General features: G+C 32.2%; 2 protein-coding genes. Both read left to right on the top strand.

Annotated features, from left to right (window positions below):
- The first annotated feature begins 336 nt into the window (after positions 1–336).
- Complete coding sequence (locus tag BM239_RS15200) at positions 337–951, top strand: hypothetical protein (protein ID WP_092210185.1); 615 nt, start codon at positions 337–339, stop codon at positions 949–951.
- Between the two features lie 167 nt (positions 952–1118).
- Positions 1119–1976, top strand: coding sequence for a DUF4595 domain-containing protein (locus BM239_RS15195; RefSeq protein WP_092209146.1), 858 nt, complete (start codon positions 1119–1121; stop codon positions 1974–1976).
- The last annotated feature ends 140 nt before the right edge of the window (positions 1977–2116 follow it).

Genomic DNA, 2116 nt, shown 5'->3' with positions numbered 1-2116 from the left:
TTTCTAAAAAAAGATCTCACTCTATTCTTCCGATTTATCACTGTTACGGAACATAACGCACTTCCGATTTACCACTGTTGCGCTCAATTCTGTCGCTTTAATAAAACTAAAAAATCGATTTTAAACTGCCGACTGGCTTCATACCCAATCCAACCGCCTGGTTTTTAAAAAATAAACGGTTGCCAACATAGTGTATAAAAAATGCTTACTTTAGTCCCTAATCAAGTGTAAATGTGCGTTTGCTACCTTCCGATTTTCCTGCGGAAAATCCTCGGACGCAAACTCGCCCATTTCATACACTTACCGTTGGCACACATATGAAAAACGTACTCCAAATTGAAAAATAAAATAATTTTCATAATTCTACTGCTATTTTCATTTAGTGGATTTACTCAAAATCTGACTGAAAAGGAATTCGTGATTCTGACTTTTGAAATGAGTAAAAACAAAGGTCAACACAAGAACCAGATTTACACATACTATTGGGTTGCGGAGTTGGAAAAATATGAAAATGTAGATGAATATAAAGAACCAAAAATATATTCTCTTTATCTGACCGAATTTTATGGAAGTGAACAATTGGAATCCTGTTGTTTAGGAAAAGTTTCCTATCCATACACAATGACAACTGGAACCGAATTCAATTTCCCTGAAAATTATGACACTTACTTGAAAAATTTGAGGAAATTAGTAAAGGACAATCGAAAGGAAATACAAGTAATAAATAAAAAGTGGAAAGATAATCATAAAGAAAAAGTAACCGTTTATGCAACAACTGTAAAAGGAAAACTTTGTGTTTGTGAATATGGCGGAGACGTAATTCTAAAAACAGGAGATTTAATTAGTTTTCCGAAAGGAGAGTTTAAAATTATTGACACTTTTTGGAATGACAATAAGAACATCCTCCTATTCAAAGACTTTTCAACTTTTGAATACGGAAATACACATTAAAAATAAATACGTGTGCCAACAACGTGTATAATTAATTGCTGCGGAATTTCCTTGGCGGAAATTCACTCGAATTAATTACTTTAGTGCCACGGCGGAAAAATCTTGCTGATTTTCCCGCAACTAATCATACACAAAACCGTTAGCAAACATTTGAAAAACCAAACTTTATGAAAAAAAACAAATTATTTTTAGCCCTAATTTTACTAAACATTGTATTATTTTCTTGTTCATCTGATGATAACCCTGTAACACAAGAACCTGAACCAGAACCAGAAGAAACAATCAAACTCGTTAAAACAGAAAAAATATCCGACACTAGAAAAGTTGATTATATTTACGATGGAAACGATTTACTTTCTAGTTTGACTGGAGTTTATAACAGCTTTATATATGTTTCTGACTTCACTTATAACTCTACAAATAAAATAACGGAATGGAATTATCAAGAGAGTGGTTCATCAACTTACAGCGACAATTACGCATACTCTTACGATGCTAATGGAAAACTATCCAGCTACACAGCAAATAATGAAAGTGTAAATTTAGAATACAATAACAACATAGTAACTGTTACTGGAATGATTGAAGGCAATGCAGGTTCGTCAGCTGATTTAGAATTAAATCCCAATGGATTAATTATTAAATTAACTGAAAGTAATCAATATACAAATTTCGAGTATGATTCGAATGGAAATATGACAACAGCTAAATCCTATGATAACTCTGACAACCTTTTGCTTGAATACACTTTGACTTATGACAATAAAGTAAATCCTTTTTATGGACAATTAGAATCTATATACATTGAGCGTTTCATAGAATTCTTTTGGGAATTTGAAGGAATATATATAAGCGGATTTGAAGGTTATAGTTTTCCTTTTTTAAAGAACAACATAGCTTCAATTTCTAAAACAGGAGCAGAAACTACAACATACACTTATACTTATGACAGTGATGATTATCCAACCAATGTATTTGGAGACACTTCTGGGAATACAATTACATTTGATTTAGAATATTATTAAAAAACGTTTGCTAACACTGTATATAAAAAATGCGTAGTTTAGTGCTAAATCAAAGGAAAGTGCGTACTTGCTTTCATCCGATTTTCGTTCCGAAAATCCTCTGACACAAGCACGCACTTTTCATATACAAACACGTTACC

It is taken from the genome of Algorimicrobium echini, assembly GCF_900115185.1.
GTDB lineage: Bacteria > Bacteroidota > Bacteroidia > Flavobacteriales > Flavobacteriaceae > Algorimicrobium > Algorimicrobium echini.
This window is presented reverse-complemented; position numbering and strand designations above follow the sequence as displayed.

Coding starts and splice junctions, on each gene's coding strand:
- BM239_RS15195 (WP_092209146.1), top strand. CDS start 1,119: ATGAAAAAAAACAAATTATTTTTAGCCCTAATTTTACTAAACATTGTA.